The following is a 24,978-nucleotide window of genomic DNA, read 5'->3' as shown; positions in this document are numbered from 1 at the left end:
TAGGTCTTATTCCTTTGGCACCATCATGGCCGCCACCTCGGCTTCCGCAACCGTGGCACCATCGACGCGTGCATCGCAGGCAAACTTGAGGATGTTGCCGCGCTTCTTGATTTTCCTGACGTGGATTCTCAGCTGGTCACCGGGTACGACAGGCTTGCGGAACTTGGCCCCGTCGACCGTCATCAGATAGACCAGCGACGGGCTTTCATCGACCACCAGACGCAGGCAGATAGCACCTGCCGTCTGCGCCATCGCTTCGATGATCAGCACACCCGGCATAACCGGCTGGCCCGGGAAATGACCCTGAAAATGTGGCTCATTGAAGGTGACGTTCTTGATGCCGACGGCCGAGTCGTCGCCGTCGATGTCGACGATGCGGTCGATCAGCAGGAACGGATAACGGTGCGGCAGCAGCTTGAACAGGCCGAGAATGTCGACGGTTTCGAGCGTCTTGGTTGCCTGGTCAGTCATTTTTCCCGCCCTCCTTCGATTTTGCCTTGGCCAGTTTGTTGATCAGCGCAAATTCGCGCATGGCCATTTTCATTGGTTTTGCCGGAAAGCCCGCCCACACTTCGCCCGCCGGCACGTTGTGCATGAGCCCGCTGCGCGCCGCCAACTGGGCGCCCGCCCCGATTGTCAGGTGATCGGCCAGGCCGACCCCGCCGCCCATCATGACGTTGTCGCCGACATTGACCGAGCCCGAAATACCGGAGAGGCCGGCGATGATGCAATTGCGGCCGATGCGCACGTTGTGCGCAATCTGGACGAGATTGTCGATCTTCGTGTTTTCGCCGATCACCGTATCGGCCATGGCGCCACGATCGACGGTCGAATTGGCGCCGATCTCGACATTGTCCTGGATAATGACGCGGCCGATCTGCGGCACCCGCTCGGGCCCACGCGGGCCTCCGGCAAAGCCGAAGCCATCCTGGCCAATCCGGGCGCCGGCATGGATGATGACGCCGTTGCCGATCAGCGCATACTGGATCGAACTGTGCGGACCAATGTAGCAGTCGCGGCCGACCTGCGAGGAACGGCCGACGACCGCATTGGCGGCGACCACCGTGCCACTGCCGACAGAAGCGTTCGGCCCGATGACGACACCGGCCTCAATGATGGCGCCGTCCTCGACATGGGCAGTCGGATCGATATGCGCAAATGGCGAAATACCGGTCTCGCCGGTCACGCCAACCGGGCGCCCAGCATCGGGATAGATCAGCCGGCCGATGCGGGCGAACGCCTGCTGCGGCCGTGGCGTGACGAGGATGGCGATGCCTGAAGGCACAAGCGCAGCTACGTCCTGCGTGCAAAGCACCGCGGCAGCGTGAAGCGTCGCCAAAGGCGCCGCGTTGCGCTTGCCCTCGACAAACACCAACGCGCCTTCCCCACCATCAGTGGCGGAGGCAATGGTCGAAATCTCTATCTGGGAAAGACCGCTATCGGCCAGGGTGGCGCCGGTAATGTCGGCCACCTCGCCTGCCGTAAATCGGCGCGACGGCACAAAGAAAACCGGATCCGTCATGAAGTGCTGTTCCAGCTAGGCCGGGCAATCGGCTTCCGGGCCATGACAGCCCGGAAGCATGGTACCGCAAAATCAGAAGCGGGTCGAAATGCCGAAGTTGAATTCCTGCGTCTCGTCGGTGTCCTGCTTGGCCACCGGCATGGCGTAGTCGATGCGCAACGGCCCGAAGGGCGACGCCCAGAGCAGACCAACGCCGACCGAAGCGCGCCACTGCGACCCGACTGAGGCAGGATCGGCATCTGCGAGACCACTGCCGTAGAGAGTTGCCGCATCGGCGAACACAGCGCCCTTGAGACCGAAGCTCTCCGGGATGACCGGGATCGGGAATTGCGCTTCGGCGGACGCATTGAAGTACGTCGCACCGCCGAGATGATCGTCACCGTCAACAGGCCCGATGCCGTTGTAGGCGAAACCACGGATCATGCGGTCGTTGCTCTTGAAGTAATCGAAGACGCGCAGGTCGCTGTCCGAACCAAAGCCTTGAATGTGACCGGCGCCACCGGACACGAGACCGACGATGTCGAGTTCTTCCGAAAGCGTCTGGTAGTAGCTCGCGCGGCCGGTGAACTTGACGAACTTGGCATCACCGCCAAGGCCCGCCACTTCGGTCATGAAGTTACCATAGATACCATTGTGCGGGTTCTTCATGTCGTCGATCGTGTTGTAGACCAGCGTACCGCTGACCGACGATTTGATCCACGGGCTCTGGCGGACGCCATCGACGATAGCCTGCGACACGTCGCAGCTCCCAAGTGGCGCAGGGACACAACCGTCGTCAAGCTCGTACTTCTCCTGCGACAGATTGTAGGCGAGCTGCGTCGAGATATTGTTGGTGATCGGCAGACCGAAGCGGATCGTGCCGCCGGTGATGTCGCTGTTGTAGTCATCGTAATTGCGGGTCTGGCGATAGACGTCGAAACCAGCAGCGATACGACGGCCGAGGAAATACGGCTCGGTGAACGAGAAGCTGTAGTCGCGGGAATTCTTGCCGCCGCCGGCGGAGAACTTGATGAACTGGCCGCGGCCGAGGAAGTTGCGCTCGGTGATCGAGCCTTCCACCGACGGGCCGGCATTGTCGCCACCGGTCGAATAGCCGGCACCGATGGAGAACTCACCGGTCGACTTCTCGACGAGATCGACAACCAGCACCACCTGGTCGGGCTGCGAACCCGGAGCCGTGGAAATCTCTACGCGTTCAAAGAAATTCAGGGCTTCGAGGCGCTTCTTTGCGCGCTGGATGAGAACCTGATTGAAGGCATCGCCTTCGCTGACGTCGAACTCGCGACGAATTACGAAGTCACGCGTGCGTTCGTTGCCGCGAATCTCGATGCGCTCGACATAGGCCTTGGCGCCCTGGTCGACCGTATAGACGACGTTAATGGTGCGGTTTTCGAAATTGCGGTCACCACGCGGCGTCACCTTGGCGAAGGCATAACCCTTGCCGGCGACATTCTCGGTGATGGCGATGATCGAGTCCTCGACCTGCTTGGCGCTGTAGACGTTGCCCTTGCGGGTCTCAAGCAGAGACTGCAGCTGCGCGCCATCGACCTCGGGGATCGAGCTCTCGACGGCAACATCGCCGAACGTATAGCGCTGACCTTCATCGACCGTGATGGTGATGGTGTACTGGTTGGTTGCCTCGTCGAGTTCGCCGAAGGCGGAGACGACCTGGAAATCGGCATAGCCATGATTGAAGTAGAAGCGACGCAGCGCCTCTTCGTCGGCGCGCAGACGATCCTCGTCATAGATGTCGTCACGCAGCATGAACGACAGGAGCGACGAACGCTTGGTCGAGATGATGTCGGCCAAACGACGATCGCTATAGGCGTTGTTGCCGACAAAATTGACTGCCGCGATCTTGGTGCGACCGCCTTCATTGATCTCGAAGACCACGTTCACACGGTTTTCGCCGAGATCCATGATCTTGGTGCCGACAGTGACGTCATCACGACCGACGCGCTTGTAGGCTTCCTTGATCGCCGCTGCATCGGCTTCGAGCGCCGCCTGCGAGAAGGCGCCACGCGGCTTGAGCTGAACGGCTCCGGAAAGCTGCGCATCCTTGAGCTTCTTGTTGCCCTGGAACAGCACGTTGTTGACGACCTGATATTCAGAAACCTGAACCACCAGGGTCGAGCCGACCTGATTGATGCGGACATCCGAGAACAGACCGCTGCCGAACAGCGCCTTCACGGCGTCGTCGATGTCGGAGTTCGAGAACGACTTGCCCGGCTTGATAGCGATGTAGTTGCGCACGGTATCGGCATCGACGCGCTGATTTCCGCGCACTTCGACACGATTGACCACCGCGGCTTCCGCCGCCGACACGGCAACAAACTGGACTGCCACCGCGCCAGGAACGGCGAGTGCGGCGGACAGAGCGACCGCGGACGCGGCGCTAGCAAATTTCAATGCTGCCTTCATCGGGCTTAAAAACCTTTTCTCGAAGTCCCCACGGCGAGAAAACCGGACGTGCGGTGTTATTCCCATACCGTAATAACCGGATTTTCCCTACACGCAAGGCTTCTGGTTAATTTGGCCTTACTTCCCCTGCGAGCGTGACTTTCGCGTCACTCATACCCACCGGCATGGTAAACGCTCCCTCAACGGCGCCCGCTGCCTGCGCCAAATTCCTTCATGATATCAGCACCCAAACAGGTCGTTCCAAAAAACGAAGCCCATGAATGCAAGGACGAGAATCATCCCGACCCGGTATACCACCTCCATCGCCCGCTCCGAAACGGGGCGTCCGATCACTGCCTCGACCCCATAGAATGCCAGATGGCCGCCGTCCAGCGGTGGAATCGGCAAGAGGTTGAGAAAACCTATACCGACCGACAATAGCGCGACAAGCTGCACAAGCCATTCAAAACCAAGCTTGGCGGCCTTGCCGGCCATGTCGGCAATCTTCACCGGCCCGCCCAGTTGGCACTTGTCTTCACGGCCGACCACGAATCGCTTCAGGAACTGTCCCGTGCGCTCGATGATATGGCCCGTTTCGGTAACCGCCTGCACGAAGGCGCCGCCGACGCTGTAGTTGATCAGGCGCGGCTGCCCCATCGCCTCATTGTTGACGACGCCGATAACCGCGACCTTGACGGCGTTGCCGAGCGCATCCTTCTGCTCGGCCAGTTCCGGCGCTGCGGTGACAGTCACCTCCTTGCCGTCGCGCATCATGACGAAGGTGATGGGATCGCCGCCGCGGCCGGAAACCATGCGCTGCACATCGGCAAATGTCTCGACGGAACTTCCGTCGACGCTGACGAATCGGTCGCCCGGCATGATGCCTGCAATCGCGGCCGGGCTGCCGGGACGCACCTCGGCGACGGTCGGCTCCATCACGTAGCGGCCATAGGCCGAAAACATCACGGTGAACACGGCGATCGTCAGAAGGAAATTGAACAGCGGCCCAGCGACCACAGTCGCAGCACGCTTCCATACCGGCTGGGTGTGGAATGCGACCTTGCGTTCGGACGGACTCAGATTGTCGGCTTCGCCGCCTTCTGGCTTGCTGGTGACATTCATGTCGCCGACGAACTTGACGTAGCCACCCAGCGGGATGGCGCATAGCTTCCAGCGCGTGCCGCGGCGATCGTTGAAGCCGATGAGTTCCGGCCCGAAGCCGATCGAAAAGGCGTTCACACCGATGCCGCACCAGCGCCCGACCAGGTAGTGGCCCATCTCATGGACGAAAACGACGATGGTCAGCACGAAGAGGAACGGCACGATGGTGCCGATCAGAATTCCGTCGGTGCTCAGGAAGGCGGGAAGATACTCGCTCAAATCAAGTCCTCAACCAGATATAGCACCATTGCGCCTTCACCGTATCCCGCAGCGGCTAGGGGCGCCGTTGCTCATGTCGGGAACAGGCCGTGTGCCGGATGATCGGCCGAACCGGACATCCACCCGATGACGTATAGGGCAAAGGCCGCCGCGACAAGCCCATCGACCCTGTCCATCACACCGCCATGGCCGGGAATGATGAACCCCGAATCCTTGTAGCCGTGCCGGCGCTTGACCCAGGATTCGAACAGATCTCCCACCTGCGAGACCACCGAAAGCAACAGCGCAACAGCGCCGACCGCAACCAGATTGCCGGTGCCGGCGGCAAAGGCAAGCAGGAGGCCGGCCACGACGCCGCCAACGGCTCCGCCCAGCGCGCCGCTGCGGGTCTTGCCCGGCGAAATGGCCGGCGCAAGCTTGGGCCCGCCGACCTTGCGGCCGACGAAATAGGCGAAGATGTCGGTCGCCCAGACCACCGCAAACAAGAACAGGATGGCGACGAGACCCGGCGTGTCATTGCCGCGCAGCAACGCGAGCGACAGCCCGGAAAGCGCAGCATAACCAAAGCCGGCCGCATCCCATGAACCGGCGCCCCGCATCCGGCCGGCAACCCAAAGTACCAGGGTGAACACAACGACCAGGCCGAGAAGGTAAAGTGCGGGCGCACCGGCAAGGAGGGCTGCTGCAAACACCACAACCAGCACCTCGGGGAGCACGCCGAGCGCACCCGCAGCCCAGGGAGCCTCGGTCCTGGGGCGCGCCATGCGCGACCACTCGTAGAATATGGCAATCACCATTGCCGACGACATCAGCCGGAACGGCAGGCCGCCAAGCCAGGTCAGCGCCAGCACCACTGCGCCAAGCACGATAGCCGAGATTGCCCGGATCTGGAGATTGCTCATCTTGTCCGCCGTTACAAAGCGACGTCGCATGCGGCGAGGCCGCCAAAGCGGCGTTCGCGGCCGGTATATTCGCGCAATGCCTCGGCGAGGTGTTCGCGCGTGAAATCCGGCCAGTAGCAGGGCTGGAATATCAGTTCGCTATAGGCTGATTGCCAGGGCAGGAAGTTTGAGAGCCTGATCTCGCCACTGGTGCGGATCACCAGGTCGGGATCAGGAATACCTGCCGTGTCGAGGTGTTCGGCAAACAGTTCCGGCGTGATGTCCTCGGAAGCGATCTCGCCGCGCTTTACCGCTTCGGCCAGCTGCTGTGCCGCACGCGCGATCTCGTCGCGGCCACCATAATTGAAGGCAATGACCAGCGTCAGCGACGTATTGCCGGCGGTCAAGACTTCCGCTTCCTCAAGCAGGCCCCGGATGTCCGGCTGCAGGCTGGTCCTGTCGCCGATGATGCGCACGCGCACACCGCTCTTGTGGAGATCGGCAAGATCGCGGCGAATGAAGATCCTGAGCAGCCCCATGAGGTCAGCGACCTCGGACTTCGGTCGCGACCAGTTCTCCGACGAGAACGCATAGACGGTCAGCCAGGATATGCCGAGCTCCGCGGCCGCGCGCACGGTATGGCGCAGCGCCTCGACGCCGGCCTTGTGGCCGGCGACGCGCGGCAGCCCCCGGGCCTTTGCCCAGCGGCCATTGCCGTCCATGATGATCGCGACATGCGCGGGTGTAGTCATCCGTTCGCTTTCGAGCCGGCCTCCAGCGGGCCTAGACTTGCATGATCTCGGCTTCTTTGCCGGCGAGCAGGCTGTCGATCTGGCTGATTGTGTCGTCGGTCAGCTTCTGGACCTTCTCGGACTGGACGCGATGGTCGTCCTGGCTGATGTCGCCATCCTTCTCGGCCTTCTTGAGCGACTCCATGCCGTCACGGCGCACATGGCGCGTCGCCACCTTGGCGTTTTCGGCATAGGTATGGGCGATCTTGACCAGTTCCTTGCGGCGCTGCTCGTTGAGCTCGGGCAGCGGGATGCGCAAGTTGGTGCCGTCTACGATCGGGTTGAAGCCGAGGTTGGATTCGCGGATGGCGCGATCGACCGCACCCACCATCGACTTGTCCCAGACCGAAACCGAGATCATGCGCGGCTCGGGCACCGACACGGTCGCGACCTGGTTGAGCGGCATGGCCGAGCCATAGGCCTGGACCTGGATAGGATCGAGAAGGTTGCTCGAGGCGCGACCGGTGCGCAGAGAAGCGAGATCGCTCTTGAACGCATTGATGGCGCCTTCCATGCGCCGCTGAAGATCATTGTAGTCCGAGCTCATCAAAGCCTCCTAGGTCCCGAAACGGCGGGGCCGTCGTTCCAATTGTCAGGCGTCCGCAACGATCGTGCAGCGGCCGCCACCTCTCAGTATTTCGCCGAAGCCGCCTTCTTCGTGGATCGAATAGACGATTATCGGAATGTTGTTTTCGCGCGCAAGCGCAATCGCTGCCGTATCCATGATCGACAACCCCCGATGGATGACTTCGGCATGCGTGATCCGCTCGAAGCGGGTTGCTTCCGGGTCCTTCTTCGGGTCGGCCGAATAGACACCGTCGACCTGGGTGCCCTTGAACAGCGCGTCAGCGCCGATTTCGGCTGCGCGCAGGGCTGCCGCCGAATCGGTGGTGAAGAACGGGTTGCCGGTGCCACCAGCGAAGATCACGACCTTGCCGGCATCCATATAGGCGGTAGCCTGGCGCTGCGAAAAGCTTTCGCACAGTTCGGGCATGGCGATCGCCGACAAGACCACGGCGTCGACGCCGAGCTTGACCAGCGACGTGCGCAGTGCCAGCGAGTTGATGACGGTGGCAAGCATGCCCATGTGATCGCCGGTGACCCGGTCGCCGCCCTTGGAGGCAACAGCCACGCCGCGGAAGATATTGCCACCACCAATGACCACGCCGACCTCGACGCCGAGCGCCCTCGCCTCGGCGATATCGGAGGCAATGCGATCGACCACCGAGACATCGATGCCGAAATGCTGCTCGCCCATCAGGGCCTCGCCCGACGCTTTAAGCAGTACGCGCCGGTAGAGCGGCTTGTCGGTCATGAATTCCTCGCAGGTATTGAAAGATCGGGAGTTCCGATACACGAAGGGCGCCGCGATGTCACGCGGCGCCCTCCGGCTTTCCTCAGGAAGCGCTTGATGCAGCGTTAGCTTTTGACCGCTGCGGCGACTTCGGCTGCGAAGTCGCTCTCTTCCTTTTCGATGCCTTCACCCAGTGCAAAGCGGACATAGCCCGAAATCTTGGCCGGGGCGCCGATCTGCTTTTCGGCTTCCTTCAATGCTGCCTCGACGGTGAGGTCGGGGTTGAGCACGAATGCCTGCTTGAGCAGCACGACTTCCTCATAGAACTTGCGCATGCGGCCTTCGACCATCTTTTCGATGATGTTCTCCGGCTTGCCCGACTGGCGGGCCTGGTCGGCGAAGATCGCCTTTTCACGCTCGACTGCCGAGGCATCGACTTCGTCGGGGGTCAGTGCCAGCGGGTTGGTCGCGGCGACATGCATGGCGACCTGACGCGCGAAGGCGCGGGCCGCGTCATGGTTCCCAGCCGTCTCGATGGCGACCAGAACGCCGAGCTTGCCGAGGTTGTCGGCAACCGCGTTGTGCACGTAGGTCGCAACGACGCCTTCAGAAACCGAAAGCTTGACCGAACGGCGGAAGCTCATGTTTTCGCCGATGGTGCCGACCGCATCCTTGATGGTGTCGGTGACCGACTTGTCGGAACCGGGATACTTCGCTGCGGCAACCGCTTCGGTCGCGCCGTAGGCCAGGCCGACCTTGGCTACGTTGGCGACGATTTCCTGGAAAGCGGCGTTGCGGGCGACGAAATCGGTCTCGGAGTTGACTTCAACGACAACGGCTTCGCGCACGCCGGCGTCCACGCCAATCAGGCCTTCGGCCGCGGTGCGGCCAGCCTTCTTGTCGGCCTTGGAGATGCCCTTCTTGCGCAGCCAGTCGACCGCGGCTTCCATGTCGCCGCCGGTCTCGTTCAGAGCCGTCTTGCAATCCATCATGCCCGCGCCCGAGAGTTCGCGGAGTTCTTTAACCTGTGCTGCCGAAATGCTCATTGTGGCCTCTTTGCTTCAAAATGCGCTAGCGCACCACCGATGCTTCGATGATGCGCCGAACGCCGGCGCAAGGTGCGCCCAATCCTGAAAAGGAAGGCCGGTTTCCCGGCCTTCGCGATTACGCCTCGGAAGCTTCGCCCGATGCGGTATTGTCCAGGGCCGGCTCGATCGGAGCTTCGGCCGCGGCGCCAATGTCGACGCCGAGCGCGCCCTGCTGGCGGGCAATGCCGTCGATCGCGGCCTTGGCGATCAGATCGCAGTACAGCTGGATCGCGCGGGCAGCGTCATCGTTGCCGGGGATCGGGAAGTCGATGTTGTCCGGGTCGCAGTTCGAATCGATGATTGCGACGACCGGAATGCCAAGGCGCTTGGCTTCCTGGATGGCGATCGCTTCCTTGTTGGTGTCGATGACGAACATCAGGTCCGGCGTCGAGCCCATGTCCTTGATGCCGCCGAGGGCCTTGTCCAGCTTCTCGCGCTCGCGCTCGAGGTTCAGGCGCTCCTTCTTGGTGAAGCCCTGGGCGTCGCCGGCGAGCAGCTCGTCGAGCTTGCGCAGACGCTGGATCGAGTTCGAGATCGTCTTCCAGTTGGTCAGCATGCCGCCGAGCCAACGCGAGTTGACGTAGTACTGAGCCGAACGCTGGGCAGCGTCAGCGACGATGTCCGAAGCCTGGCGCTTGGTGCCGACGAACAGCACGCGGCCGCCGCGCGACACAACGTCGGAGACCTGCTTCAGAGCCTGGTGCAGCAGCGGCACAGTCTGGCTGAGGTCGATGATGTGGATGTTGTTGCGGGCGCCATAGATGTAGGGCGCCATCTTCGGGTTCCAGCGGTGGGTCTGGTGGCCGAAGTGAGAGCCAGCTTCGAGAAGCTGACGCATGCTGAAATCAGGCAATGCCATCTGTCATTTTCCTTTCCGGTTAGCCTCCACGGACCATGACGATTTCGTGCAATTGCTTGAAACGCCACCGGCGGTCTCAGCCGGATTTCTCCCGGGCAGAAACCAAAGTCCGTGTGTGGAATGCGGCGGCATATAGACGTGTTGCCTCGCGAAAGCAACCCCGCCAGCGCAGTTCAACTGCCCGCGGACGAAGGAGCGCCGTTCGGCTCCAACCTTGCAGCCTCCGCCTGCTGCCGGGGCGGACGACGCTTGAAATTGCGCACGCGCACACGTCGGAAGACGACCACGATCTCCTCGCGGCTGCATTCCACCGCGCCCAGCCTCACGGCACGGTCGCGCTCGAAGCCGGTGATGTCGTAGTGCGGGGCAGAAGTCTTGGGCGGCCCCTGGTAGGATGAACGCTTGAGCCCAAGCTGGGCGGCGAAGCGGTGCAACTCGTCAGTGTCGTCGGCAAGCAGGTGGCACCAGCGGTGGCCCACCCATTTCCAGATCGCTGCGTCGACATAGACCGCCACCGGCGCGCCACTTACTTCTGGCAGTTGCTCTGTGGGGTGGGGAAGAGCGCGAGATTGACCAGCTTGCCGGTCATCGAGAAATCGCCGTAGTCCATGACCAGATCGCGCGTCAGGCCGTTCTCGTGCAGCTTGAAGCTGATCCGGTATTGTGGGACCTCCTCGCCTCCTTCCGAATCCTGGTCGAAATAGGCGATGTCCACCGGCCAATACTTGTCCTTGGCGAGGCTGGCGAGTGCCGGCAACTCCGGATCGGCATTGGGCGCTTCCGCCTTCTTGCCGACGATGACGGTCGTCGTCATCACCTTGTCGGCATCCTCCGAACCGTCGAACAGGCTGGTTTCATAGAAGGTTTCACCCTTCTCGGCCTTGTCGATCAGTTCGGCCAGGTGCTGCGTCGGGAACTGCGTCTTGATCAGCTCGAGCGTGTTCGACACCGGCTTGTCCAGTTGCACCTTGACACCATTGGCTTCCCTGGTCGCCGTGCCCTTGACCTCACGTTCGAGGTTCTGATCCACGAAGGACTTGGTAACGAAGGAGAAGGTCTTGCCCTCCCCGTCCTCGAAGGTCGTCGTCTGCTGGTCGGTCATGCGCGTGTTTTCACGCGTCGCGATCTGCGTCACGAATCGGAACTTGACCGTATAGCCCTCGCAAGCCGAGCCATTGAACTCATAGACCATGCGGCCGGTGAGCCCGGTGATTCCTGACCCGTCTGTCGCCTGGTCGAGCACCAGATCGTAAACTGCACGATGCGGTGCGAGCACGGGCGCCGCAAACGCGGGGGCCAAGCCGAGGGCTGAAGTGGAAAGGGCGGCGAGTACGGCAAGGCGCGTTGCGCGCATATACGAGGCTCCGATCGGCGCGGCCGTGACGGACCGCTGGGAATGATGGTTCACCTTAGAAAAAGTCGTGGCGGAAGCGAGGCAAAAATTGCACTTTCGGCGCAACCTCACTGCCATCAGAGACTCAGAGATAAGGAAAGACGATGAGCGAAACAATCGAAAAGCGGCTGGGCGGTCTCGGTGTCACCCTGCCCGCTGCCGCGGCCCCCGCCGCCAACTACGTTCCGTTCATGGCAAGCGGCAACCTGCTCCTCACTGCCGGCCAGTTGCCGCTCAAGGACGGCAAGCTGCTCGCCACCGGTCTTCTGGGCCGTGACGTCGACGTCGCTGCCGGCCAGGCAGCCGCCAAGCAATGCGCGATCAACATCCTCGCACAAGCCAAAGCGGCCCTCGGCGACCTCGAGAAGATCCGCCGCCTAGTCAAGATCACGGTCTTCGTGGCCTCCACGCCTGACTTCACCGAGCAGCATCTCGTCGCCAATGGCGCCTCCGATTTCCTCGTCGCAGCGATTGGCGAGCGCGGCAAGCATGCGCGTTCGGCCGTCGGCGTCGCCTCGCTGCCGCTGAACGCCGCCGTCGAGATCGAAGCGATCATCGAGACCGAGTGACAACGATGAGCGACCTCTCCTGGTTGACCGCCCGTCCCATCGCCCATCGGGGCCTGCATGACCTCAACAAGAGCTGCTGGGAAAACACGCTCACGGCCTTCAAACGGGCCGTGGAGCGCGGCTACGCGATCGAGTGCGATGTGCATCTGAGCTCGGACGGCGAGGTGGTCGTCTTCCACGACGACACGCTCAAGCGACTGACCGGGACCGACGGCTATATCTGGCAGCGGACCGCAGCCGAGATGGGCGCACTCAGGATCGGCGGCACTGCTGACCATGCGCCCACCCTCACTGAATTGCTCAATCTCGTCGACGGCCGTGTGCCGCTGGTGATCGAGCTCAAGGGCATTCCCGGCAAGGACGAGGGCCTGGTCGCCAAGGTCGGTGCGGCATTACGCGACTACAAGGGCAAGGCGGCGATCATGTCCTTCGATCACTGGTTGATCAGGGACTTTTCTAGTCATGCACCTGGCATCCCGGCCGGGCTGACCGCCTGGGGCGATCAGGTGCACGAACTGGAGGCGCATTTTTCGATGTTGGCGCACAACATCTCCTTCGTCTCCTACGGTGTCGGGCATCTGCCCAACCGCTTCGTCAGCTTCGTCCGCGAAAAGCTTGCCATGCCAGTCATCACCTGGACGGTGCGCGACCAGGACGCCGTAACCAAGACGTTCGCCCATGCCGACCAGATGACCTTCGAGGGATTCGAACCGGATGCCACGCCGGCAGCATGAGCGGTCTTGCATCGGCCGCTTTTGAACGTAAGTAACAAGGCATGAGCAATGCGAGCGACGCCGGGGCGAAAGTGGCGGATGGCGGTTACGCCGTCCGCGTCGTCTCCAGCATTGCCGAATTCGACCGCGACGAGTGGAACAGCCTGTCTGGGGCAGCCAAGGTCTCAGAAGCGCCTTATAACCCATTCGTTTCGTTTGATTTTCTGAGCATCCTGGAAGAGTCCGGTTGCGCCGTGCGCAAGACCGGTTGGCAGGGCCATCACCTCCGGCTTGAAGCCTCTGATCGTACCTTCCTCGGCGCCGTACCCTGCTACGCCAAGTCGCACAGCCAGGGCGAATATGTATTCGACCATGGCTGGGCGGACGCCTTCGAGCGCGCCGGCGGTCGCTATTATCCCAAGCTTCAATGTGCGGTACCGTTCACACCCGCCACCGGCCCGCGCCTGTTGACCGTCCAAGGCCCCGAGGCCTCACACTCGAAGGCAACACTTGCCACGGCCTTGCGCAGCGTCGCGGAAGGCGTCGGCGTGTCCTCGGCCCATGTCACCTTTGGCCAGCCGGATGAGATCGAAATTCTCGAATCTGCCGGGTTCCTGCGCCGCACCGACCGGCAGTTTCATTTCCTCAACGAAGGATTTTCGTCTTATGACGACTTCCTCGCCACGCTCGCATCCCGCAAGCGCAAGGCGCTGAAGAAAGAACGGCGCGAAGCGCTAGCCGCAGACATTTCCATCGACTGGCTGACCGGGCGCGACCTGACCGAAGCGGTCTGGGACGACTTTTTTGCCTTCTACATGGATACAGGCGGCCGCAAATGGGGCCGTCCCTATCTCAACCGGAAATTCTTCTCGCTGGTCGGCGAACGCATGGCCGATGACGTGCTGCTGGTGATGGCCAGGCGCGGCGGCCGCTACATTGCCGGTGCGATCAATTTCATCGGCTCGGACACGCTCTATGGCCGCAACTGGGGCTGCATCGAGGACCACCCTTTCCTGCATTTCGAGGTCTGCTATCACCAGGCCATCGACTTCGCCATCGAACGCAAGCTGAAGGTCGTGGAGGCCGGCGCACAGGGCGAGCACAAGCTGGCGCGCGGCTATCGTCCGGTGGCGACGCAATCGGCGCACTACATCGTACACCCCGGGCTGCGGCGCGCGGTTGCCGAATATCTGCACCGTGAAATGCAGGAAATCGCGCAGGTCAGCGAATACCTCGAGGACCACGGCCCGTTCCGCCGCGAATGACCCGTGAGCTCAGTGCGCGACCGACTTCGAGAACAGGTTGATGACGATGACCCCGGCCATGATCAGGCCGATGCCGAGCAGCGCGGGCAGATCGAGCGACTGGCGAAACCATATCCAGGCGATCGCCGTGATCAGGACGATTCCCGCGCCGGACCACATCGCGTAGACGACACCAACAGGCATCACTTTCAAGACCAGCGACAGGAAGTAGAAGGCGGCTGCGTAGCCTGTGACCGTGACGAGCGACGGCAACAGCTTCGTAAACCCTTGGGTTTCCTTGAGCGCCGAGGTCGCGACGACCTCGAAAGCCACGGCTATGATGAGATAGATGTAGGTCAACTTCGATCCTCTCGGCCGCTCGCGGCTTGACGTTCGCGGCATCAGCGCCGAAACATCCATCACGAAACCGCATCAAATTGGGATTGGCTATGTCGAGCCTCGCTTACGATCCAAACAACATCTTTGCCAAGATCCTGCGCGGCGAAATCCCCTCGCACCGGGTTTACGAGGACGAAGCTGTCGTCGCCTTCATGGATGTGATGCCACAGGGCACCGGACACGCGCTGGTCGTGCCCAAGGCGCCGTCGCGCAATCTGCTCGACGCCGATCCGGCGATATTCGGCCATCTCATGGCCGTGGTCCAGAAGGTGGCGAAGGCTGCCAAGACGGCGTTCGAAGCCGACGGCGTAGCGATCATGCAGTTCAACGAACCCGCCTCCGGCCAGACGGTCTATCACCTGCATGTCCACATCCTGCCACGCTTCCAAGGCATTCCGCTCAAGCCGCACAGCGGACAGATGGAAAAGCCCGACGTGCTTGTTGCCAATGCGGAGAAATTGCGGGCCGTGTTGGCACGCGGCTGAACGCCCCGGGCAGCCGCTTAGCGAGCTTGCGACCGCGTTGAAATTGCGGATGTCCCGAAAGACACCGTTTCACCCGTCAGGCCCGGACCACCTGGCCCGACGGATTGGCGAATACTGCTGCCTGATGCCGCGAAGTACGTTCATAAGCCGAAGCTCATCCCTGCCAACAAGATGGCTTCTGCAGCGACGATGCCGACCAGCACCTTCCGCCCGAGGCAGAGATAGGCCGCGAATCCCACGATTGCGGCGCCGATGCGCAAAGCAAGCGCGGTTTCGGCCAATACCCCGCTTGGGAAGACGATCAGATTGCCGATGACTGCCGCGACAAGCGCCGTAGCCACCGCGCGCACCAACACGAGCAGATCGGAATCCTCGGCGATCCGATCGCCGAGATAGACGCCGAGGAAGCGCCAGGCATCAGTTGCCAGCCAGCCGCCGACGAGGATGAACAGGAACGGCCACCACCAGCTATCCAAGGCGTCGAATGTCATGCCGGCACCGTCCGCCTCGAAAGCCGATGGAAGACTAACGCAGCACCGCCACCGACGAGGCCGGCGCCGAGAAGATCGAATCCCGGAACGACCAGATGGAAGAGCGGCCCCACGACGATCCCTAGTGCCATCGCTATTTGCCCCGCCCGTTCGCGTGCGGATCCCCATAGCGAGGTCAGGAAATACATAGGCGTCAAGAAGAAGAGCGCCGCCGAGGCCGCAGGAGGCATCTTGTCAGCAAGCACGTAGACAACGGCCACGACGATCATATTGACCAGCACCAGCGTCGAGCCAAGGCCGGCATAGTAGCTTGTACGCAATTCACGCGGGACGCCACGCAAGCGCTCCATGGCAAGCACCCACGACGTGACGGCGACAAAATGCGAAAGCACATAAAGCGCCCAGCGCGGCGTGTTCGGTCCGCGCAATTCGGGCACCAACGCGACCACCATCGGCGTCAGCCTTATCGACGACAAGGCCACCGCCAATGCGGCGGCGGGCAGCGAGGCGCCTGAGAGTATGGCGCCGATGAGCACCACCTTGGCCGGCAACGCCCAGACCATTCCAACCATGAAGACGGTCTGCAACAATGTCAGCCCGGCTTCCTTGGCGAGGCCGGCAAAGCCGATGAAGGCGCTTGCGAGGATCAGGCCAGGCACTGAGAAGGCCACGCGCACGCCGCGCAAGTACCAATGACGACGGGCGGCAAAATTCGGCATGGGCAAGGCGTTTTCTGAAGACATCCGCACTGCAGATAACATGGCTGCCGCGACAAGTCAGCCTTGCTGCCCTAACGGCCGTCCCTCCATCCGTGCCGAACGGCCATCGCACCAAATTCAAAGAAGCTGCACCCAGCGGCGGTAGATTAACGATTTGCGCAATCTCATTGGCTAGACAGGTTGTGCAACGGAGCGAAGTACACGATGACCGGCACATTTCTCCTCGTCGTGCAGGCGCTGATCTACTTCGTCACCATGGCTGCGGTGTTCCACACGCGGCAGAGGTTCGGCATTGGCACATTCTTGTGCGTGCTGGGCGTCATGCACTTCCTCGAAACCTACCTCGCGGCGGTCTATTTCCTGCCTGTCCCGTTCGGCATCGCCTCCCCCGGCTCGACCGTGATGTTCTCCGGCAAGCTAATGATGTTGCTGCTTCTCTATATCAAGGAGGATGCGGAGACCGTGCGCCAGCCGATCTACGGCCTCCTGGTCGGCAACGTCCTGATGGTGGCGATGGCTCTGCTTCTGAGGCTGTTCGGCGATGTCGCGGAACTTTCTGGCCCGAAGCCCGACCTCACCTTCCTTGACGACATGGGCGTGCTGATGGTCTGGGGCACGGCGCTGCTGTTCCTCGACAGCATTGCCCTGATCCTGCTTTACGAGAAACTCGGGCAGCGTATCGCCAATACGCTTTTCAAGCGCATCTTCCTGAGCGCGGCGATCGTGCTGACGATCGACCAGTTGCTGTTCTTCGTTGGTCTGCACCTCGTATCCGGCGTGCCGCTCAGCGCGCTCTATGGCGGCTGGATCGCCAAGATGGGTGCTGCCCTGCTATATAGCGCCCTGCTCGTCGGCTATCTTCGCTACGTCGAGACCAGGCCGATGCTGGCCGGGCCCGAGCCGCTGCTCAAGGTCTTCGACCGCCTGACCTTCCGCCATCGCTACGAGGATCTGCTGCAGCGAACCGGAATCGACACATTGACCGGCACGAAAGACAGGGGCCAGTTCGAAGCCGTGGCCCAGTCACTGATAGACCGGGGCCTAAGGGACCGCATGCCGGTAAGCCTGCTGATGATCGACATCGATCATTTCAAGAGCATCAACGACCAATTCGGGCATGTCACGGGCGACAAGGTGCTCAGGGACGTCGCCCGTTCACTGTCCAGCGCGCTGCGCAGCACCGACCGACTCTTCCGCTATGGCGGCGAGGAGTTCGTTGCGATCTGCCAGGATTTGAATGCTGGCGACGCGGCCGTGCTGGCTGAACGCGTTCGCGCCGCCGTCGAGGCGACAACTAGCGCTGAACACAGCCTGCGTGCCACCGTCAGCATCGGCGTGACCACCGCCGAAAACGGGCCAATTCCTGTGGAACAGATGATCCGTGATGCGGATTCCTGGCTGTACGAGGCCAAGCGGCGCGGCCGCAATCGCGTCGAAAGCCCCGTAATCGCCTGACCAGAAGCACTTCCGGCGGCAAAAAAAGAAGCCCCGAAAATTCGGGGCTTCATCTTCAGTATATTCAGTAATGTCAGCCCTTTCGGGGCAGTTGCGGCACCAGGCTGCGCTTGCCGCCGTCCTTGCCCTTGGGCCCTGATTTGGCCTTCGGCGTCACCGCCTTCTTGGCAGCCGGCTTCTTGGCTGCGGGCTTCTTGAGCTTCGGCTGGTCGGTCGGCTCTTCCTTCTTGGGCTTGACCGGCAATTCATCTGCCAGCGACTCGAGCTTCAGACCGGTATCGCCGGTTTCCTTTTTCTCGACGGTGACACGGACGGTGCCGCCCTTCTTCAACTTGCCGAACAGAACCTCGTCGGCGAGCGGCTTCTTGATGTGCTCCTGGATGACGCGGCTGAGCGGACGCGCACCCATGCGTTCGTCATAGCCCTTCTCGGCAAGCCAGGCGATGGCCTCCGGCGATAGGTCGAAGGTGACGCCACGCTCGGAAAGCTGAGTTTCCAGCTGCATGACGAACTTCTGCACGACCTGATGCACGACCGGCACCGGCAGCGAGCCGAACGGAATGATGGCATCGAGACGGTTGCGGAATTCCGGCGAGAACAGCCGGTTGATCGCTTCCATGTCGTCGCCTTCGCGCTTGGAGGAGCCGAAGCCGATGGCGGCCCTGGCCATGTCGGAGGCGCCCGCATTCGTGGTCATGATCAGGATCACGTTGCGGAAGTCGATCTGCTTGCCGTTGTGGTCGGTCAGCTTGCCGTGGTCCATCACCTGCAACAGGATGTTGAACAGGTCCGGATGGGCCTTCTCGACCTCGTCGAGCAACAGCACGCAGTGCGGATGCTGGTCGACACCGTCGGTCAAAAGACCACCCTGGTCGAAGCCGACATATCCAGGGGGCGCGCCGATCAGGCGGCTGACCGTATGCCGTTCCATGTACTCCGACATGTCGAAGCGGATCAATTCAACTCCGAGCGACAGCGCCAGTTGCTTTGCCACTTCAGTTTTACCGACGCCGGTCGGGCCGGAGAACAGGTAAGAGCCGATCGGCTTTTCCGGTTCGCGCAGGCCGGCACGCGCCAGCTTGATTGCCGAAGCCAAGGCGGTGATCGCCGTATCCTGGCCATAGACGACACGCTTGAGCTCGACCTCGAGGCCGGCCAGCACCTTCTCGTCGTCGGCCGAGACGGTCTTCGGCGGAATGCGCGCCATGGTGGCGATGGTAGCCTCGATCTCCTTGATGCCGATCGTCTTCTTGCGCTTGCCCTCGGGCAGCAGCATCTGCGAGGCACCCGTCTCGTCGATCACGTCGATGGCCTTGTCGGGCAGCTTGCGGTCGTTGATGTAGCGCGCCGAAAGCTCAACTGCGGCCTTGATCGCCTCGTTGGTGAACTTCACCTTGTGGAAGTCCTCATAATAGGGCTTCAGGCCCTTCATGATCTCGATGGCGTCGTCGACCGTCGGTTCGTTGACGTCGATCTTCTGGAAGCGCCGGACAAGTGCCCGGTCCTTCTCGAAGAACTGGCGGAACTCCTTGTAGGTGGTCGAGCCAATGCAGCGGATCGCACCCGACGACAGCGCGGGCTTCAACAGGTTCGACGCATCCATCGCACCGCCCGAGGTGGCACCGGCACCGATCACGGTGTGGATCTCGTCGATGAACAGGACGGCACCCGGATACTCCTCGAGTTCCTTGACGACCTGCTTCAGACGCTCCTCGAAATCGCCGCGATAGCGCGTGCCGGCCAGCAGAGTGCCCATGTCGAGCGCAAAGATGGTGGCGTCTTCCAACACTTCCGGAACGTCGCCCTCGACAATGCGCTTGGCCAGCCCTTCGGCAATCGCCGTCTTGCCGACGCCGGGATCGCCGACATAGAGCGGATTGTTCTTGGAGCGACGGCACAGCACCTGAATGGTGCGGTTGATTTCCGGCTCACGGCCGATCAGCGGGTCGATCTTGCCGGCGCGAGCCTTGGCATTGAGATTGACGCAGTAGGCGGTAAGCGCGTCCTGCTGCTTCTTGTTCTTGCCGTTTTCCTCGCCTGCGTCGCCGCTGGGGCCGTGCTGTTCCTCGTCGGCACCGCGCGGCGCACGGGCTTCGGACGCGCCGGGACGCTTGGCGATTCCATGGGAGATGTAGTTGACCGCGTCGTAACGGGTCATCTGCTGCTCCTGGAGGAAGTAGGCAGCATGGCTCTCGCGCTCGGCGAAGATGGCGACGAGCACATTGGCGCCAGACACTTCCTCGCGGCCGGACGACTGGACGTGGATCACCGCGCGCTGGATGACGCGCTGGAAGCCGGCAGTCGGCTTGGAATCCTCGTCATAACCGGTGACGAGATTGTCGAGCTCGGTATCGATATAGGTCAGCACCGTCTGGCGCAGTTCATCCAGATCGACATTGCAGGCGCGCATGACGGCGGCCGCCTCGTTGTCGTCGATCAGGGCGAGCAGCAAGTGTTCGAGGGTGGCGTATTCGTGGTGGCGCTCATTGGCCAGCGTTAGCGCCTGGTGAAGCGCCTTTTCGAGGCCTTGGGAGAAAGCCGGCATTCAATACCTCACTTCTTCTCCATCACGCATTGCAGCGGATGTTGGTTCTGTCTGGCAAAGTCCATGACCTGAGACACTTTCGTCTCCGCCACTTCGAAGGTGTAGATACCGCATTCGCCGACGCCATGATTATGGACGTGCAGCATGATGCGGGTGGCTGCCTCCCTGTCCTTCTGGAAAAAACGTTCAAGCACGTGAACGACGAATTCCATCGGAGTGTAGTCGTCATTGAGGATCAGGACACGATAGAGGCTCGGCCGCTTGGTCTTGGTTTTGGTACGGGTGATGACAGCCGTCCCACGACCGGGACCGTTGCCTCCCTCGTCACCATTCTGCATCCGCGCCACATCGAGCCGTGTGGCCTCCAAGCCCGTCGTCAATCTGTTCCAGCCCTTCATCAATTCCGACACACCCCGTCATGTAGGTGTCATCGGATCAATTTTAAGCCCTTCTAACGTGCTGACAATATGGCGAGCGCCCAAGCCGGCGTGTTTTGGCCGAAACGTGAAGGTCACAGGCACAATCGCAACGAAAAAACCCGGCTGCGCAGGCGCAGCCGGGTTCAACTTGGGCGAATCCCGAGATTCGCCTGCCCAGTTCGGGCGATCAGTCGGTTACTTCGTCTTTGCGACGAACGACTCAAACGGCTTGTAGGCCTCCTTGGCCAGGTCGGCGTAGAGCTCGCTGATCTTCGTGGCTTCGGCAACAAAGCCTTCGTATGCCTGCTTGGCGTAGTCGGTCTGGATCTCGACGACCTTCTCGAACGACCTCACGCCGAGCAGCTTCTCGAATGTGGCTGCGCCCGCCTCGAAGCTCTTCTTGGTGTAGTCGGAGGCTTCGGCGCTGATCGCCTGGGCGCCCTTGGAGAGCGAGGCAAAGCTCTTCAGGCCGGTGTCGACGAAATCCTTGCCGTATTTGCTGAAATCTTCATGGGTCTGGGTCATCGCTGCATCCTTTCCGTTTGGGAGCGCTACGCCATGCGATTGTGCGATGCGGCCTAGATATTGTGCAGCGCACAAATTGTCAACTGACCCTACGGCACGGTCAACGTTGTCGCACTTAGCGGCATTTCCTAACGTTTGCCTAAAGTTCGCCTAAAACCCCACCAAAACCGTAAATAGCGTGGTCACCATAAACGGATTGGTAACGCTGACACCCTACTCTCGCTTGATACGGGGCAGGAACCTTTGCCGCCCCAAGTCAACGATAATTCAAGGGTGTAACAGTGCGTCGAACTATGCCTGGTAAAGTCTTCAAGGCGGCTATCTCATTCAAATCTCTGGCACTTACGGTCGCAGCGGCCATTGGTCTGGCAGCCGCGAACCCTATGCCTGCTGCGGCGAATTCGAAATACGCGGCGATCGTCATCGACGCGAATACCGGCAAGACGCTGCATTCGGCCAACGCGGATTCACGCCGCTTTCCGGCCTCCTTGACCAAGATGATGACCCTGTACCTGACGTTTGAAGCCCTCTCCAAGGGGCGACTCAGCAAGGACGGCAAGGTTGTCTTCTCGCAAAACGCTGCGGCAGAATCGCCCACCAAGATTGGCGTAAAGGCAGGCGGTTCGATCACCGTCGAGCAGGCAATCCTGTCTCTGATCACGCGCTCGGCCAATGATTCGGCGACTGCGCTCGGCGAAACGATCGGCGGCTCGGAAGAAAACTTCGCCCGCATGATGACGGCCAAGGCGCGCAGCCTCGGCATGAATGGCACCGTCTTCCGCAATGCCCACGGCTTGCCCAATTCGGCCCAGTTCACCACCGCGCGCGACATGGCCACGCTTGGCATCGCGCTGCGCGAGCATTTTCCGCAGTACTATAGCTACTTCTCGACCCGTTCCTTTGCCTTCGGCCGCCAGCGCATCGCCAACCACAACCGGCTGCTCGGCCGCGTGAAGGGCGTCGACGGCATCAAGACCGGCTACACCAACGCTTCCGGATTCAATCTCGTTTCGTCCGTTCAGGACGGCAATCGCAGCCTCGTGGCCGTGGTCATGGGCGGCGCCAGCGGTGCCAGCCGCGACAACAAGATGGCCGATCTGATCAAGACCTACCTGCCGCAGGCATCGCGCAAGGGCGGCGGCGGCGACCTGATCGCCAAGACCGATACCCCGATGCCGCAGGTTGCAGCAGCCAAGGTCGAGTTGCCCAAGCACGATGCGCCAACCCCGGACATCCGCCCGCAAGCAGACGTGGTGCAAGTGGCCGAAGCGAAGATCGAAGACGTGGTCACCAGCGACGCGGCCGCAGTCGCCTCCGACGCAGCCGTCGCGGAAGCAGCCCCGGTTCCGGCCAACAAGCCCACCATCGGCGCTTCGTCGCAGCCCAAGATCGCCATGGCCTCGGCCGAGCGCTTTGGCGGACCGCTGCCCTTCAAGCTCCGCAATCCGAAGGAGCCAGTGCCGACCGCTGCAGCCGAACGCGTCGAGCAGGCCTATGCCGAGCCGGCACAGGCCCCTGCGGTCGACGCGATCAAGACCGCCACGGTCCGCGCCGGATGGGCCATTCAGGTCGCCTCGTCGCCGAGCGACAGCGAGGCCCGTGCCCTCCTCGACAAGACCGCCAAGCAGGCAGGCGCCGTCCTGGCAAAAGCCTCGGCCTTCACATCGCCCTTCGAAAAGGGTGGCGTCACCTATTACCGCGCGCGCTTTGCCGGCTTCGACTCCAAGGATGCCGCCTGGAACGCCTGCAACGCACTGAAGAAAAAGAAGATCGCCTGCTACGCCATCGCGCAGTAGGCCCCTGCCACCCTCCTGGAAATGTACCGTGTCGAAGGAGAGTTAGTGATGATCGGAGAGAAGGACGTCCTTGGCTTCGTTGATCCGCGCCGCGAGGAACGACGAGCCTCCCATGTCGGGATGCAGGCGCTGAATCAGTCGACGATGCGCCTTGCGGACGTCCGCCGCGGCAGCCCCCGCTTCAAGACCAAGGATCTTGTAGGCCTCCTCCTTAGTCATGGCGCCAGAACCTGGCGCAACACGCTGCCCGTGGTCACCGTCAGGCTTCGCGTCTTCGCGCCAGACGGGAAAACGGCCGTCAAGATAGGTCTCGAGTAACTGGCAGCTTTCCGGATCGCCGGAAAGCTCAGCATGAAGCGCCTTCAGCTCGGTCAGGCCGAGCGAGGCCAACGACTTGCCCTCCTGGCGCCCAGCCAGGACAAAGCCCTGCAGATTTCCGCTGTCATGATCCAGCTCCATCTCAAGAGCTGCGGTGCGCACTGTCGAACGTCGCCCTGGCGTCTTGCGGGTCGAGTGACCTCTCCTGCTCGCGGCATACCAGGCAAGTGCTGCCGAGATCAGACCGCCGCCGACGGCTGCCCTGCCCAACAGCAACAACACCAGTCCGACAAGCCCCAGTGCGAGCGGGCCAGCTATTCTCAGCGCCGCTGCGAGCTGGCTTGCGTCAGCGCGCAGGAACGCAATCACCACCAGGGCTGAAAAAAACAGGGCAGCGGCGATACCGGCAACGACCGTCATTTGCCGCTCCTCAAATGCTCGATCATCAAAATGTCCTCGGGCCTGCCCCTCGCCTCGAGCGCCTTGATGCCGCCGGTGGCGAAGACAGCGACGGCCGACAGCAGCCTGGACAAGGTCGCAGCAGCCTTGGCATCGAAGCGGAACCAGGCGCCCTTCGACAGCCGCGCGATCTCCTTGAAGGCGCGCTCTGCACCGGCATCGTGGCCTTCCTGGAAAACGAAAGCCGGAACCCCGCGTAGACCCAAGCTGCCAGCCTTTTCGGCCAGCTCGTCGATGTTCTCCTCCATGGCATCGCCGATATAGACAACGGCATCGACCTTTGCGGCTGCGCTCTCCTTGAGTGCGTGGGTGAGGACCTTGCCGACCTGCGTCTGGCCGCTGCGGCACTGGATGGAGGTCATCAGCTTCTTGAGCGAGCCGGTATCTGCGACGAATTTGGAGGCGCGGCATTCGCCGAGGCCGCGAAAATAGACGAGCTGAACATTGAGCCTGCCGGTATTGCCGACCGCATCGAACATCTGCCCCTGCAGTTCGCAGGCAAGGTCCCATGTCGGCTGGCGGCTCATGGTGGCGTCGAGCGCCAGGATCAGCCGGCCATTGGCGTTACCGGGAGCAAGCGCGCGGGCCTGTCGGACAAATGCTTCGATCTCGGCAGCAGCCGAACGCCGTTCGGCGGGCGGCCGATTGGCGTTAGAGGTGGCCGGGGGCTTGCTGTCATCGCTCATCAGCAATCAAGATGTGGCGGCGCGCGCCAGCTTGCAAGCCCGCGTTTTGGACCAGCTGCGCTTTGCTCAGAGCAAGCCGAGTTCGGCGAGTTCCAGGCGCAGTTTCGGCGGCATTTCGGCAAGTGCCGCGTTGCCCTGGCCCAGATCGGCCGGCGCATCCGCCGGCTTGAGATAGCGCCAGCCCTGAAAGGCACGGCGCGGCTGCCACTCGGTGCGCACGACGGCTGGCTCAAGAACCAGATGGCAGCGCGAGATGCCCTCCGAATCGGTGAAGGGCCGGATTTCGAGCAGGCGCTGGCGGCACTGAACGTTGCCCTTGATGACCCAATAGAGCGAGCCGCCGTCGGTCAACTCGCTGGCACGGGTGGGAACCATGCGTGTGGTGTGGAACTGCTCCGCAGGCTCGCCAGCGCGGCGCTTCTCGTCGTGGCGAAAGGCGATCCATTCCTCGAGGTCTTCGACGCTGTCGCAGCCGACGCAGAGTTTGATGAGGTTCAGTGACATTTTTCGAAAACTAATCGCTCCAGCCGATGGGTTCAACGCCGGC

The 24,978-nt window shown here is 61.9% G+C and carries 26 protein-coding genes and 1 pseudogene; 6 read left to right on the top strand and 21 right to left on the bottom strand.

The genetic code is table 11. The features are described from left to right. Positions 1 to 6 precede the first annotated feature (6 nt). The 12 genes and pseudogenes from fabZ to ABSY17_RS12500 all read right to left on the bottom strand — a co-directional run bounded on the left by fabZ (position 7) and on the right by ABSY17_RS12500 (position 11,569). Positions 7 to 471, bottom strand: a complete 465-nt coding sequence (gene fabZ, locus ABSY17_RS12555) for a 3-hydroxyacyl-ACP dehydratase FabZ (protein ID WP_378950948.1) — start codon at positions 469 to 471, stop codon at positions 7 to 9. Next, positions 464 to 1,522 (bottom strand): UDP-3-O-(3-hydroxymyristoyl)glucosamine N-acyltransferase, encoded by a 1,059-nt coding sequence (gene lpxD, locus ABSY17_RS12550; RefSeq protein ID WP_378950945.1) that lies wholly within the window; start codon positions 1,520 to 1,522, stop codon positions 464 to 466. The genes fabZ and lpxD overlap by 8 nt, the downstream gene beginning before the upstream one ends. A gap of 72 nt (positions 1,523 to 1,594) precedes the next feature. Further along, positions 1,595 to 3,943, bottom strand: coding sequence for an outer membrane protein assembly factor BamA (bamA, locus tag ABSY17_RS12545; protein WP_378950942.1), 2,349 nt, complete (start codon positions 3,941 to 3,943; stop codon positions 1,595 to 1,597). A gap of 219 nt (positions 3,944 to 4,162) precedes the next feature. Then, positions 4,163 to 5,302 carry an RIP metalloprotease RseP gene (gene rseP / locus ABSY17_RS12540; protein ID WP_378950939.1) on the bottom strand — a complete coding sequence of 380 codons (1,140 nt, stop codon included), beginning with the start codon at positions 5,300 to 5,302 and terminating at the stop codon, positions 4,163 to 4,165. Between the two features lie 71 nt (positions 5,303 to 5,373). Next, positions 5,374 to 6,204 carry a phosphatidate cytidylyltransferase gene (locus ABSY17_RS12535; RefSeq protein WP_378950936.1) on the bottom strand — a complete coding sequence of 277 codons (831 nt, stop codon included), beginning with the start codon at positions 6,202 to 6,204 and terminating at the stop codon, positions 5,374 to 5,376. A gap of 11 nt (positions 6,205 to 6,215) precedes the next feature. Then, the gene (locus ABSY17_RS12530) at positions 6,216 to 6,935 is read right to left on the bottom strand and encodes an isoprenyl transferase (protein WP_378950933.1); all 720 of its coding nucleotides are present in this window, start codon (positions 6,933 to 6,935) and stop codon (positions 6,216 to 6,218) included. Positions 6,936 to 6,966: 31 nt separating this feature from the next. After that, positions 6,967 to 7,521 (bottom strand): ribosome recycling factor, encoded by a 555-nt coding sequence (gene frr / locus ABSY17_RS12525; protein ID WP_378950930.1) that lies wholly within the window; start codon positions 7,519 to 7,521, stop codon positions 6,967 to 6,969. 45 nt (positions 7,522 to 7,566) lie between these two features. Then, complete coding sequence (gene pyrH / locus ABSY17_RS12520) at positions 7,567 to 8,289, bottom strand: UMP kinase (RefSeq protein WP_378950927.1); 723 nt, start codon at positions 8,287 to 8,289, stop codon at positions 7,567 to 7,569. A gap of 104 nt (positions 8,290 to 8,393) precedes the next feature. Then, entirely contained in the window at positions 8,394 to 9,314 is a 921-nt protein-coding gene (gene tsf, locus ABSY17_RS12515) for a translation elongation factor Ts (RefSeq protein WP_378950924.1), read from the bottom strand. Between the two features lie 118 nt (positions 9,315 to 9,432). Beyond that, positions 9,433 to 10,215, bottom strand: coding sequence for a 30S ribosomal protein S2 (gene rpsB, locus ABSY17_RS12510; protein ID WP_378950921.1), 783 nt, complete (start codon positions 10,213 to 10,215; stop codon positions 9,433 to 9,435). A gap of 242 nt (positions 10,216 to 10,457) precedes the next feature. After that, positions 10,458 to 10,730: pseudogene (locus ABSY17_RS12505) on the bottom strand (DUF4031 domain-containing protein); the annotation flags it as partial. 11 nt (positions 10,731 to 10,741) lie between these two features. Beyond that, a complete protein-coding gene (locus tag ABSY17_RS12500) occupies positions 10,742 to 11,569 on the bottom strand; it encodes a cell envelope integrity EipB family protein (protein WP_378950918.1) in 828 nt (275 codons plus the stop codon). A 143-nt stretch (positions 11,570 to 11,712) separates the two neighbouring features. On the opposite strand from ABSY17_RS12500, the gene ABSY17_RS12495 reads away from it, so the two are divergent. Genes ABSY17_RS12495 through ABSY17_RS12485 form a run of 3 tightly spaced genes read left to right on the top strand, consistent with a single transcriptional unit; the run spans position 11,713 to position 14,155 of the window. Beyond that, on the top strand, positions 11,713 to 12,177 hold the full coding sequence (locus ABSY17_RS12495) for a RidA family protein (RefSeq protein WP_378950915.1): 465 nt from the start codon (positions 11,713 to 11,715) through the stop codon (positions 12,175 to 12,177). A gap of 5 nt (positions 12,178 to 12,182) precedes the next feature. Then, positions 12,183 to 12,911 carry a glycerophosphodiester phosphodiesterase gene (locus ABSY17_RS12490; RefSeq protein ID WP_378950912.1) on the top strand — a complete coding sequence of 243 codons (729 nt, stop codon included), beginning with the start codon at positions 12,183 to 12,185 and terminating at the stop codon, positions 12,909 to 12,911. Positions 12,912 to 12,952: 41 nt separating this feature from the next. After that, positions 12,953 to 14,155, top strand: a complete 1,203-nt coding sequence (locus ABSY17_RS12485) for a GNAT family N-acetyltransferase (RefSeq protein WP_378950909.1) — start codon at positions 12,953 to 12,955, stop codon at positions 14,153 to 14,155. Between the two features lie 9 nt (positions 14,156 to 14,164). Here ABSY17_RS12485 and ABSY17_RS12480 read toward each other — a convergent pair whose 3' ends face one another. Continuing rightward, positions 14,165 to 14,536 (bottom strand): DMT family transporter, encoded by a 372-nt coding sequence (locus ABSY17_RS12480; protein WP_378950906.1) that lies wholly within the window; start codon positions 14,534 to 14,536, stop codon positions 14,165 to 14,167. Between the two features lie 47 nt (positions 14,537 to 14,583). On the opposite strand from ABSY17_RS12480, the gene ABSY17_RS12475 reads away from it, so the two are divergent. Then, complete coding sequence (locus tag ABSY17_RS12475; RefSeq protein ID WP_378950903.1) at positions 14,584 to 15,018, top strand: HIT family protein; 435 nt, start codon at positions 14,584 to 14,586, stop codon at positions 15,016 to 15,018. Between the two features lie 140 nt (positions 15,019 to 15,158). Here the strand turns inward: ABSY17_RS12475 and ABSY17_RS12470 are convergent, their stop codons facing one another. Beyond that, a complete protein-coding gene (locus ABSY17_RS12470; RefSeq protein ID WP_378950900.1) occupies positions 15,159 to 15,509 on the bottom strand; it encodes an AzlD domain-containing protein in 351 nt (116 codons plus the stop codon). Next, complete coding sequence (locus ABSY17_RS12465) at positions 15,506 to 16,228, bottom strand: AzlC family ABC transporter permease (protein WP_378950897.1); 723 nt, start codon at positions 16,226 to 16,228, stop codon at positions 15,506 to 15,508. Before ABSY17_RS12465 ends, ABSY17_RS12470 begins: the two co-directional genes overlap by 4 nt. 204 nt (positions 16,229 to 16,432) lie before the next feature. On the opposite strand from ABSY17_RS12465, the gene ABSY17_RS12460 reads away from it, so the two are divergent. After that, positions 16,433 to 17,683: a diguanylate cyclase gene (locus ABSY17_RS12460; RefSeq protein ID WP_378950894.1), complete on the top strand. Its 1,251-nt coding sequence runs from the start codon at positions 16,433 to 16,435 to the stop codon at positions 17,681 to 17,683. Between the two features lie 73 nt (positions 17,684 to 17,756). Here ABSY17_RS12460 and clpA read toward each other — a convergent pair whose 3' ends face one another. The 3 genes from clpA to ABSY17_RS12445 all read right to left on the bottom strand — a co-directional run bounded on the left by clpA (position 17,757) and on the right by ABSY17_RS12445 (position 21,172). Continuing rightward, positions 17,757 to 20,228, bottom strand: a complete 2,472-nt coding sequence (gene clpA, locus ABSY17_RS12455) for an ATP-dependent Clp protease ATP-binding subunit ClpA (RefSeq protein WP_378950891.1) — start codon at positions 20,226 to 20,228, stop codon at positions 17,757 to 17,759. A gap of 8 nt (positions 20,229 to 20,236) precedes the next feature. Continuing rightward, positions 20,237 to 20,566 (bottom strand): ATP-dependent Clp protease adapter ClpS, encoded by a 330-nt coding sequence (gene clpS, locus ABSY17_RS12450; protein WP_055977693.1) that lies wholly within the window; start codon positions 20,564 to 20,566, stop codon positions 20,237 to 20,239. Between the two features lie 276 nt (positions 20,567 to 20,842). Next, positions 20,843 to 21,172, bottom strand: coding sequence for a phasin family protein (locus ABSY17_RS12445; RefSeq protein ID WP_378950888.1), 330 nt, complete (start codon positions 21,170 to 21,172; stop codon positions 20,843 to 20,845). 383 nt (positions 21,173 to 21,555) lie between these two features. On the opposite strand from ABSY17_RS12445, the gene ABSY17_RS12440 reads away from it, so the two are divergent. Further along, the gene (locus ABSY17_RS12440) at positions 21,556 to 22,968 is read left to right on the top strand and encodes a serine hydrolase (RefSeq protein WP_378950885.1); all 1,413 of its coding nucleotides are present in this window, start codon (positions 21,556 to 21,558) and stop codon (positions 22,966 to 22,968) included. 42 nt (positions 22,969 to 23,010) lie between these two features. Here the strand turns inward: ABSY17_RS12440 and ABSY17_RS12435 are convergent, their stop codons facing one another. The 3 genes from ABSY17_RS12435 to ABSY17_RS12425 form a co-directional block, all read right to left on the bottom strand. Continuing rightward, complete coding sequence (locus ABSY17_RS12435; protein WP_378950882.1) at positions 23,011 to 23,706, bottom strand: DnaJ domain-containing protein; 696 nt, start codon at positions 23,704 to 23,706, stop codon at positions 23,011 to 23,013. Next, the gene (locus ABSY17_RS12430) at positions 23,703 to 24,431 is read right to left on the bottom strand and encodes a VWA domain-containing protein (RefSeq protein WP_378950880.1); all 729 of its coding nucleotides are present in this window, start codon (positions 24,429 to 24,431) and stop codon (positions 23,703 to 23,705) included. Before ABSY17_RS12430 ends, ABSY17_RS12435 begins: the two co-directional genes overlap by 4 nt. A gap of 66 nt (positions 24,432 to 24,497) precedes the next feature. After that, a complete protein-coding gene (locus tag ABSY17_RS12425; RefSeq protein WP_378950877.1) occupies positions 24,498 to 24,935 on the bottom strand; it encodes a DUF1489 family protein in 438 nt (145 codons plus the stop codon). Positions 24,936 to 24,978: the final 43 nt, after the last annotated feature.

The sequence above is a fragment of the Mesorhizobium sp. ANAO-SY3R2 genome, from assembly GCF_042466635.1.
Lineage (GTDB): Bacteria > Pseudomonadota > Alphaproteobacteria > Rhizobiales > Rhizobiaceae > Aminobacter.
The sequence above is the reverse complement of the archived record's forward strand: the minus strand, read 5'-3'. Positions and strand labels throughout refer to the sequence as shown.

What these genes read in the sequence shown, in the direction of transcription:
- fabZ (WP_378950948.1), bottom strand. Translation starts at nt 471, where the DNA reads ATGACTGACCAGGCAACCAAGACGCTCGAAACCGTCGACATTCTCGGC.
- lpxD (WP_378950945.1), bottom strand. Translation starts at nt 1,522, where the DNA reads ATGACGGATCCGGTTTTCTTTGTGCCGTCGCGCCGATTTACGGCAGGC.
- bamA (WP_378950942.1), bottom strand. Translation starts at nt 3,943, where the DNA reads ATGAAGGCAGCATTGAAATTTGCTAGCGCCGCGTCCGCGGTCGCTCTG.
- ABSY17_RS12535 (WP_378950936.1), bottom strand. Translation starts at nt 6,204, where the DNA reads ATGAGCAATCTCCAGATCCGGGCAATCTCGGCTATCGTGCTTGGCGCA.
- ABSY17_RS12530 (WP_378950933.1), bottom strand. Translation starts at nt 6,935, where the DNA reads ATGACTACACCCGCGCATGTCGCGATCATCATGGACGGCAATGGCCGC.
- frr (WP_378950930.1), bottom strand. Translation starts at nt 7,521, where the DNA reads ATGAGCTCGGACTACAATGATCTTCAGCGGCGCATGGAAGGCGCCATC.
- pyrH (WP_378950927.1), bottom strand. Translation starts at nt 8,289, where the DNA reads ATGACCGACAAGCCGCTCTACCGGCGCGTACTGCTTAAAGCGTCGGGC.
- tsf (WP_378950924.1), bottom strand. Translation starts at nt 9,314, where the DNA reads ATGAGCATTTCGGCAGCACAGGTTAAAGAACTCCGCGAACTCTCGGGC.
- rpsB (WP_378950921.1), bottom strand. Translation starts at nt 10,215, where the DNA reads ATGGCATTGCCTGATTTCAGCATGCGTCAGCTTCTCGAAGCTGGCTCT.
- ABSY17_RS12500 (WP_378950918.1), bottom strand. Translation starts at nt 11,569, where the DNA reads ATGCGCGCAACGCGCCTTGCCGTACTCGCCGCCCTTTCCACTTCAGCC.
- ABSY17_RS12495 (WP_378950915.1), top strand. Translation starts at nt 11,713, where the DNA reads ATGAGCGAAACAATCGAAAAGCGGCTGGGCGGTCTCGGTGTCACCCTG.
- ABSY17_RS12490 (WP_378950912.1), top strand. Translation starts at nt 12,183, where the DNA reads ATGAGCGACCTCTCCTGGTTGACCGCCCGTCCCATCGCCCATCGGGGC.
- ABSY17_RS12485 (WP_378950909.1), top strand. Translation starts at nt 12,953, where the DNA reads ATGAGCAATGCGAGCGACGCCGGGGCGAAAGTGGCGGATGGCGGTTAC.
- ABSY17_RS12480 (WP_378950906.1), bottom strand. Translation starts at nt 14,536, where the DNA reads ATGCCGCGAACGTCAAGCCGCGAGCGGCCGAGAGGATCGAAGTTGACC.
- ABSY17_RS12475 (WP_378950903.1), top strand. Translation starts at nt 14,584, where the DNA reads ATGTCGAGCCTCGCTTACGATCCAAACAACATCTTTGCCAAGATCCTG.
- ABSY17_RS12470 (WP_378950900.1), bottom strand. Translation starts at nt 15,509, where the DNA reads ATGACATTCGACGCCTTGGATAGCTGGTGGTGGCCGTTCCTGTTCATC.
- ABSY17_RS12465 (WP_378950897.1), bottom strand. Translation starts at nt 16,228, where the DNA reads ATGCCGAATTTTGCCGCCCGTCGTCATTGGTACTTGCGCGGCGTGCGC.
- ABSY17_RS12460 (WP_378950894.1), top strand. Translation starts at nt 16,433, where the DNA reads ATGACCGGCACATTTCTCCTCGTCGTGCAGGCGCTGATCTACTTCGTC.
- clpA (WP_378950891.1), bottom strand. Translation starts at nt 20,228, where the DNA reads ATGCCGGCTTTCTCCCAAGGCCTCGAAAAGGCGCTTCACCAGGCGCTA.
- clpS (WP_055977693.1), bottom strand. Translation starts at nt 20,566, where the DNA reads ATGCAGAATGGTGACGAGGGAGGCAACGGTCCCGGTCGTGGGACGGCT.
- ABSY17_RS12445 (WP_378950888.1), bottom strand. Translation starts at nt 21,172, where the DNA reads ATGACCCAGACCCATGAAGATTTCAGCAAATACGGCAAGGATTTCGTC.
- ABSY17_RS12440 (WP_378950885.1), top strand. Translation starts at nt 21,556, where the DNA reads ATGCCTGCTGCGGCGAATTCGAAATACGCGGCGATCGTCATCGACGCG.
- ABSY17_RS12435 (WP_378950882.1), bottom strand. Translation starts at nt 23,706, where the DNA reads ATGACGGTCGTTGCCGGTATCGCCGCTGCCCTGTTTTTTTCAGCCCTG.
- ABSY17_RS12430 (WP_378950880.1), bottom strand. Translation starts at nt 24,431, where the DNA reads ATGAGCGATGACAGCAAGCCCCCGGCCACCTCTAACGCCAATCGGCCG.
- ABSY17_RS12425 (WP_378950877.1), bottom strand. Translation starts at nt 24,935, where the DNA reads ATGTCACTGAACCTCATCAAACTCTGCGTCGGCTGCGACAGCGTCGAA.